The organism is Belnapia sp. (assembly GCF_059504005.1).
This window is the reverse complement of sequence record NZ_JCACHU010000054.1, coordinates 1-7361: the sequence shown is the minus strand read 5'-3', so window position 1 is coordinate 7361 and position 7361 is coordinate 1. Positions and strand designations below refer to the sequence as shown.

The window sequence follows — 7361 nt, the reverse complement described above, 5'->3', positions numbered from 1 at the left end:
CTTGCTGGCCGGCACACTGGCGGGGTTAGCCGCGAAGGAGCAGGCGACCGTGCTACAGCGCGCGATGCGGGCCTATGTTCGGATCTGCTACGACGCCTATCCCAACATGCCGCTGGAGGAGATCGCCTGGCAGTTCGCCGCCATCGCCAAGGCTGCGACGGCGCGGTTGGCGGAGATGAACGTGGCGGCGTCAGCTGCGCGCACTCAGTGACAAGGGGCTGACCCATGTCTGGAGGTGATGGGGTGCGATGCGAGCGGCCCAAGGCCAGCGGCCGCTCGCCCTGCTCCGTCTCACCATCGGCCATGGCGCTGTTGATCGTGTTCAGGACAATGCGGAGTTTCTGCTCCGGGCGCAGGCGAGGCGCGGCGTCGGCCAAGATCTGCTCCGGCCGCATGGCGTGGACGTGGCACAGGGCGAATGCGGCAAGCCCCGCTCCCTTGATGGGTTGGATGCCCCCTGCTCTGCGGCATCGAGGTGCCATAGCGTGGTTGGCGCTGAGCCCCACCACGAGGGAGAGGAGGCATCGATGGAGGAGATTACGACGATCGGCCTCGACCTGGCCAAGAGCGTTTTCCAGGTGCATGGGGTCAATGCGGCAGGCGGGGTGGTGCTGCGGCGGAAGCTCCGCCGGTCAGCCCTGCTGGAGTTCTTCGCGGCCCTGCCGCCCACGCTGGTTGGCATGGAGGCTTGCGGCGGGGCGCACCACTGGGCGCGCGAGCTCACCCGCCTCGGCCACACCGTGCGGCTCATGCCGCCGGCTTACGTGAAACCCTACGTTAAGCGCGGCAAGACCGACGCGGTGGACGCCGAGGCGATCTGCGAGGCGGTGACGCGCCCGACCATGCGCTTTGTGCCGGCCAAGACCGAGGCGCAGCAGGCGAGCCTGGTGGAGCTGAAGGTCCGCGACATGCTGGTGCGCCAGCGCACCCAGACCGTCAACGCATTGCGCTCCCATCTCGCCGAGTACGGCATCGTAGCGGCGCAGGGGCGCAAGCTCGCCGAGCTGATCGCGGTGGTGCGCGATGGCGACGATGCCCGGCTGCCCCACTTGGCACGCGAGGCGCTGGGAGAGCTGGTGGCGCAGATCGAGGCCTTGGAAGGACGCATCGAGCGGCTCGACAGCCGCATGGTCCGCCATGCCCGTGAGGACGAGACGGCTCGGCGGCTGGCCAGCATCCCCGGTATCGGGGCGATCGGTGCGACAGCCCTGGCCGCGCTGGGGCCCAATCCGCACGGTTTCGCCTCGGCGCGGCACTTCGCGGCCTCGCTTGGCCTGACCCCGAAGCCGCACTCGAGCGGCGGCAAGGAGCGCCTGGGCCGGATCTCCCGGCAGGGCAACTCCATGCTGCGCCGGCTACTGGTCCTCGGCGCCACGAGCCGCCTGCGCTATGCCCGGCGCAGCCCGGAGGCCGCGGACTGGGCCACGCGCCTGCTGGCGCGGCGACCCTTCAAGGTCGCGGCTGTGGCGCTGGCCAGCAAGATGGCCCGCATCGCCTGGGCCCTGCTGGCCCGAGGAGGGACCTACACCACAGCCGCGACCGCCTAAGCGGCCGCGTCCGAGCTCGCCGGGCGCCGCGCCCGGCGAGGGGCAAGGTGCTGAAGCGACGATGACAGCGAGAGACCGGTGAGCCGGTGACGAGAGAGGCCGTTTATCGCAGTGCGCCCCCGAAGCGCGTTCACCTGATTGCCCCTCGTTCCGCGCAGCTCATCAGGGCCCGCGGCCAGACCGGCCGCATCAGAGGCCGCACACATGACCGCACCCGTGCTCTCAATGCCAACGCTGCGGATTCGCCTTGACCCGCAGGGGGCATCCACACATGCGATAAGTCCGGTTCGACCGCCCCGCTCGACAACATCTGCCACGGGGTGGCGGGGACCATCACGCCGCTTGTCGACTTGTGGCTCGATGAGGAGCGGTTGCCGAGCTACATACGGCTGGTGCGGAAGCCAAAGGGGTGAGGGCTGTGAGGCGCCCTGAGCCAGGGCTAGTTTGCTGGCGCCCTAATGCCCCGTGCTAAAGCCATGTAACGGTTCCAAATCTCAGCGCATTCGTCGCCACAGCGCTGGATCCATTTCGGCAGCACGACGCTGCGTAACAGCCGGGCACGACGCTGCTGGTCCTCTGGCGTATCGTCCAGAACCACCATGTGGCCGGGCTTGCCCTTGGTGCAGCGGGGCAGGCCCGCATTGCAGGCGAAGCCTTCCTCGGTCTCCTGCTCGGCAGCCTGCCAGATCCTGGCTTCCAAGGTCGTCAGACCCTGCTGGATTTGAGTCCTCACCTCTGCTGGCAACGCGGTCCAGGCGCTGATGTTGGCGCCGAAAAAGGAGACCCCCCAGTTGATCGCTTGCCGCGACATGGTGGAGGTCATGGTCTGTAGCCCGAGCGCATTGCCTGACAAGCTGCCGGTAATCGCGCATTCCACGGTGCGCTGGTTGAAAGCGCTGACGATCTGGGCGAAGGGGATAACGACCGGAACGGCACCGAGCGCTTCGAGCAACTCGCTTTGCCCAACGGAGGAAACCCTGATCCGCCGACCCGCAAGGTCAGAAAGGTCGGTGAAGGGTTCGCGGCAGAACAGCACCTGCGCTGGGTAGGTATAGATCGCCAGCAGCTGCACATTGTACCGCTCCCGCAGGAGCGTCCCCAACCGCGGCCGCAGCAGATCCAGTGACTGATGCAGGGTCGCCGTATCGGGGTTGAGCGCCGGCAGGTCCATGGCGCTCAACTCCGGTTCTTCACTTGCGGCGACAGCCAGGCTGATGGTGCCGAAGGGCACAACGCCCAGCCGCAGGAGCCCGAGCATGTCAGCCCCACGAATGCCGCTGCGATCGAAAGGGGCGATCTCCGCCTGGACCTGACCATTCGTGAGGCGGGGCACCTCCTTCGTCCAAAAGGGCATCTCGTATTCTAGATACTGAGCGACCCCGCCGAGGCCGCCTGCGATCCTGAGATGGATGGTGGCCACCTCCTCGGCCGCGGCCGCCGTGGCTCCGAGCACCACCGCCATGGCAGCTTTCGTCACCGCCCGTCGCAGCCGGCGTGCCGCTGCATAAGTTCCGACTAGAGGCGCAAGGCCAATCATGATTTTCTATCCGATCCCGAAGGGCAGACCGGTCTCTCCCACTGCCTTCCTACAACAACACCGGTTGAGATCACCTGCAATTCGTAGCATCTGCGTCGTGGTGATGCTCCACCACAGCCGGCATCCCGTTAGCCGACCTGTGGCTCGGTAGCGGCGCCCACCGAGCCATACGCGACTGGTGCCGAAGGCGAGGTGATGTGGATGCGCCAACCGAAGCCCAGGCCCGCGCTGGTGATCGTCTGCCTAAGATGCGGCGCCCGCTATGCGGACCAGAGCGGCGACGACCAGCACTGGCGCTGCAGAGCGTGTGGGGAGCCAGTCGCGCGCAGGCTCGCGGCTTCGGCAACGACACCTTCAAGGACGGCGGCGGGCAGGGGCTGAGATGAGCCGCTATGTCCGGCTCCTCCGCATCGCCAACCGGCTCGGCCAGTGCCCGCCGGAAGCGCCGAGGCAAACCGAACGATGCATGACGCGCTCGGCCGCTTCGGCCCGGTCCTGCCCTGCACGAGCGACAAGGCGGCGGCGGAGCTTCTCCCGCCCGGCTTCGAGTGGATGCCCTTCACCTATGCCGGCCGGCTGGTCTACGCAGCCTGCCGCCGCGCCGGCCTAGATGGTGAATGGCCGCACCCGCACCACGGGCAACGGGGGCGGACCCTGGCGCTGTCTATGTGCAGGCCTGGGCGAAGCTGGCGAGTGGCCCTGCCCCGTTTAAGCGGACACCCCTGATAGGCTGAGGAGCCTGGGAGGTGTTTATGACGGAGAATGGCAAACGGCGGCGGACCTTTCCGGACGCATTCAAGTTGGAGGCGGCCGCCGCGGTGCGGGGTGGGCGAGCTGTATCGCGGGTCGCGGCCGAGTTGGGCCTACCGGATCGCCTGGTGCGGGGCTGGCTGCGCTGGGCGGAGGGGCGCGGGCCGGTGGGGAACGGTGCGCCGGCGCTGACGCCCCCCAAGGCGCAGGCGGCGCCGGCGCGCCGCGTCGGCCCGAACCCGGCCGATCAGGCGGCGGAGATCGGGCGGCTGCGGCGTGAGCTGGATGGCGTCCGGATGGAGCGCGACATCTTGGGAAAAGCTGCGCTCATCTTCGGCAAGGCAGCGGGCCGGAGGTGAGCTATGCCTTCATCCGCGAGCACGTCACCGCCTTCCCCGTCCAGGTCATGTGCGAGGTGTTGGGCGTGAGGCGCAGCGGCTACTACGCCTGGGTCAGCCGGTCGGAGCGCGCGCGAGCCGTCGAGGACCGGGCGGTGGCGGCCGAGATCCGCGCCGCTCACGAGGACAGCCAGGGTCGCTACGGCAGCCCGCGCGTGCATGCCGCGCTCCGCGCCCACGGCCGGCGGGTCGGCCGCAAGCGGGTGGCGCACCTGATGCGTGACATGGGCCTGTCGGCCAGGCGCCGGCGGCGGTTCCGCCGCACCACCGACAGCGCGCACGCCTATCCTATGGCGCCGAACCTGTTGGGCCGCGACTTCACGGCCTTCTGTTCCGCGTCGCTCATGCAGAGGCAGTATCCGCCTATCGAAATGCACAGCCAAGCTTTGAGCGTCTTCCCCGTGTGGCCGGGGGCAGCGTCCTCGCCGCGGCCTCTGGCCGATCCCGAAGTCACTTAGGCCGAGGAAGTGAAGTCCGTGTCCCGCTTCCTAAAACCAGCGGATCCATCTCCTCCCATCAGGAGATGCGGCCCATTATGACGAGATGCGCTTGAACCTCAGACAGCCGGTTGGATGGCATCCTTCCGGCCGAGCTGGCGTCGACGATCACATGAGCCGTTTGCACCTATTGCGCCGCCGTCGCCTCGAAGAACTTGCGCTTCAGCCCCTTCTGGTTCTCGTAGATAGAGCCCTGTTTGTCAGCCGGCGGCAAGGGCAGGCGGACTGGGACATCAGCCAGGCGCGGCGCCAGGCTCGATTGGCCGGCGGCCATCAGCGCGTCATAGGCCTCGAGCCCCTCGGGGAAGCCGAGCAGCGGCCAGGCATCGGCAGCGCGGAACTGGAAGAGCAACAGCCGGCGCTCCTTGTTCGAGGTATTGGGCGCCGAGCCGTGCACCGCGCGGACGTGATGCACGGTGATCGAGCCGGCGCGGCCCGTCAGGGCGACGGCCTTCGTGTAGTCCACGTCCTGGTTGGCCGGATCCATGGCGCCGCAGAAGCGACCGTCCGCATGGTGGTCGAAGACCGGGCCTTTGTGGCTACCGGGGATGACGAGAAGGGGGCCGTTCTCCGGCTCCATGTCGTCCATCATCACGCCGACGGCGGCGAGGTCGTCGTTGGTGTGCGGATAGAAGGCCCAGTCCTGGTGCCACTCCACCGCGGCGCCGAAGCCCGCCGACTTCATGTTCAGCTTCGCCGTGTCGAAACGGATGTCGGGGCCCCAAAGCGACTGCAGCACGGCGAGGATGCGCGGGTGCCGGACAAGGGCTGCATAGGCCGGATGGTGCAGGTGGGGCGACTTGATCCGCCGCACCCGCGGCATGGCGGGTGAGTGGCTGTCCTCAAGGTCGTAGATGGCGTCATGGGTGGCGACACCTCGGGCGCGCTCGACGAAGCCGTCCGTCACCCGGCGCAGCTCGGCAACCTCCGCCGCGGAGAGGATGTCGGGAACGACGATAGCGCCAACCTCATCGTACTCGCGCTTTTGGGCATCCGTGAGCATCGGTTCCTCCCTCAACGATACCAGCGGCGCGCGGCGCGCAGCGCGTCGCGCAGACTGTCTGCTGGGCGGGCCTCGCCGGTGGCGACGCGGGCGAACATATCGACCAGTACCCAGTTCTCCGCGACGGCCCCGGCGGCCGGGGTGATCGGGCCGGCATAACCCTCGTAGAAAGGCGTATCCATGGCGTCGCGGTAGACGGCGAGCTTCGGGTCGGACGACCAGACCGCGCTCTCGCCATAGGCCCTCAGCGGCTGCGACCAATAGCCGAGGCAGCCGGTCAGCCAGGGGTCGTACTGTTCGGCCTCCATCATGAAGCGCAGATAGGCCTTGGCCGCATTCGGCGCCGAGGTGTGGCGCGGCACCATGCCGACTAGGGTCAGCGCCGTCTCCGGCGCCTTGCCCGCTGCGCCATGGGGCATCTCGGCATGCTCGGTGTCGGCCGCCAGCGCGTTCTGCGCCGCATCCGCCGAGGTCTTCAGCGAGTAGTAGACGGAGACGCCGTTCTGGGTGAGGCCAATCTCGCCGCCGATGAAGGCTCGGTTGTTGCTGACGCCGCTCCAGCCCATGGTGCCCGGGATCATCGTCTCCTGCATGGCGCGGGCATAGTCGAGCGCTCGCAGCGTTTCAGGCGCATCGAGGGCGATCTTGCCGGCTTCATCCACCAGCCGCCCGCCGTGCGACCAGAGCAGCCAGTTAGCATAGCCAGGCGCGTCGCCGGGGGCATGGCTCAGCGGGAAGCCGCAGGGATGGCCGGTGCGCTTCAGCGCCCGGCAGAGGCGAAGGAACTCGCCGAGATCGTTCGGGATGCCGTCGAACCCGGCCTCCTTCACCCAAGAGCGGCGGTACACGGCGGGGCCGGTGGTGCCGCCCATCGGCAGGCCGAGCCAGGCACTGCTCTGCCAGCGCTGGCCATAGACCTTCGCCAAGTCGTACCAACCCCCGTACTTCGCGCCGAGATACTCAGCGAGGTCGGTCACCTCCAGCAGCTTATCGGCGTAGATATGGGCATCGGCGCCAAAGCCGATCAGCACGTCGGCGCCCTTGCCGGTGTTGAAGGCGACGGCGACCTGCACCGGCATGTCCGGCCAGTTCACGTAGTCGATCCGCACCTCAATGCCGGTCTGCTCGGTGAAGCGGCGGGTGTTCCGGTTGAAGATTGCCTCATCGGGGTCGATGTACTTCGCAGGTCGGAGCACCCTGAGCCTGGCGCCCTGCTCCGGGGCGAGGCGCGGCGCCGGCACGTCGGCCGTAGGGATGGCTCGCGCCGGCAGCGCGACCCCGGCTAGCATTCCCGCGGCCAGGCCCATGGTCTGGCGACGTCCGATGATCGGTCGCATGCACGTCTCCGCCCGCGGGTGTCGTCCCCGTTGCGGACAGGGTATCGGCAGGCGAGGGCGGCCGTCTACTCCTCTGGTTCGGTAGTGAAAAGCCATGGATAGCCCTACTTTGGAGACGCTTGTGCAGGCTGGCGGGGTTGGGCTGGAGCTGAACCGCCCCGGCTTCCCCGGAGGCTCCAACTCTTGAGAGGATGGAGCCATGACAACGAGAAAGAGGACGGCGGCGAGCTACTCGCTGGAGGTGCGGGAGCGGGCGGTCCGGCTGGTGCTGGACGGCGCTGGGGAGCACGCG

At 68.2% G+C, this 7361-nt stretch carries 8 protein-coding genes; 5 read left to right on the top strand and 3 right to left on the bottom strand.

Going from position 1 to position 7361, the window contains the following annotated elements; translation table 11 throughout:
- Nucleotides 1-211: hypothetical protein (locus AC5JJ1_RS08810; protein ID WP_495784738.1), on the top strand; the 211-nt coding region annotated here is incomplete at its 5' end.
- A 316-nt stretch (nucleotides 212-527) separates the two neighbouring features.
- Nucleotides 528-1547, top strand: coding sequence for an IS110 family RNA-guided transposase (locus AC5JJ1_RS08805; RefSeq protein WP_495784737.1), 1020 nt, complete (start codon nucleotides 528-530; stop codon nucleotides 1545-1547).
- Between the two features lie 439 nt (nucleotides 1548-1986).
- On the opposite strand, the gene AC5JJ1_RS08800 is transcribed toward AC5JJ1_RS08805, so the two are convergent.
- Nucleotides 1987-3009, bottom strand: coding sequence for a TRAP transporter substrate-binding protein (locus AC5JJ1_RS08800; protein ID WP_495784736.1), 1023 nt, complete (start codon nucleotides 3007-3009; stop codon nucleotides 1987-1989).
- 537 nt (nucleotides 3010-3546) lie between these two features.
- On the opposite strand from AC5JJ1_RS08800, the gene AC5JJ1_RS08795 reads away from it, so the two are divergent.
- The 3 genes from AC5JJ1_RS08795 to AC5JJ1_RS08785 are packed head-to-tail and all read left to right on the top strand — an operon-like array spanning nucleotide 3547 to nucleotide 4690.
- Nucleotides 3547-3810 (top strand): hypothetical protein, encoded by a 264-nt coding sequence (locus AC5JJ1_RS08795; RefSeq protein ID WP_495784735.1) that lies wholly within the window; start codon nucleotides 3547-3549, stop codon nucleotides 3808-3810.
- A gap of 26 nt (nucleotides 3811-3836) precedes the next feature.
- Complete coding sequence (locus AC5JJ1_RS08790) at nucleotides 3837-4193, top strand: transposase (RefSeq protein ID WP_495784734.1); 357 nt, start codon at nucleotides 3837-3839, stop codon at nucleotides 4191-4193.
- Entirely contained in the window at nucleotides 4190-4690 is a 501-nt protein-coding gene (locus tag AC5JJ1_RS08785; RefSeq protein WP_495784733.1) for an IS3 family transposase, read from the top strand. The genes AC5JJ1_RS08790 and AC5JJ1_RS08785 overlap by 4 nt, the downstream gene beginning before the upstream one ends.
- Nucleotides 4691-4856: 166 nt before the next feature.
- Here AC5JJ1_RS08785 and AC5JJ1_RS08780 read toward each other — a convergent pair whose 3' ends face one another.
- Entirely contained in the window at nucleotides 4857-5732 is an 876-nt protein-coding gene (locus AC5JJ1_RS08780) for a phytanoyl-CoA dioxygenase family protein (protein WP_495784732.1), read from the bottom strand.
- Nucleotides 5733-5743: 11 nt separating this feature from the next.
- Entirely contained in the window at nucleotides 5744-7069 is a 1326-nt protein-coding gene (locus tag AC5JJ1_RS08775) for an ABC transporter substrate-binding protein (protein ID WP_495784731.1), read from the bottom strand.
- Nucleotides 7070-7361: the final 292 nt, after the last annotated feature.

What these genes read in the sequence shown, in the direction of transcription:
- AC5JJ1_RS08805 (WP_495784737.1), top strand. Translation starts at nt 528, where the DNA reads ATGGAGGAGATTACGACGATCGGCCTCGACCTGGCCAAGAGCGTTTTC.
- AC5JJ1_RS08800 (WP_495784736.1), bottom strand. Translation starts at nt 3,009, where the DNA reads ATGGCGGTGGTGCTCGGAGCCACGGCGGCCGCGGCCGAGGAGGTGGCC.
- AC5JJ1_RS08795 (WP_495784735.1), top strand. Translation starts at nt 3,547, where the DNA reads ATGCATGACGCGCTCGGCCGCTTCGGCCCGGTCCTGCCCTGCACGAGC.
- AC5JJ1_RS08790 (WP_495784734.1), top strand. Translation starts at nt 3,837, where the DNA reads ATGACGGAGAATGGCAAACGGCGGCGGACCTTTCCGGACGCATTCAAG.
- AC5JJ1_RS08780 (WP_495784732.1), bottom strand. Translation starts at nt 5,732, where the DNA reads ATGCTCACGGATGCCCAAAAGCGCGAGTACGATGAGGTTGGCGCTATC.
- AC5JJ1_RS08775 (WP_495784731.1), bottom strand. Translation starts at nt 7,069, where the DNA reads ATGCGACCGATCATCGGACGTCGCCAGACCATGGGCCTGGCCGCGGGA.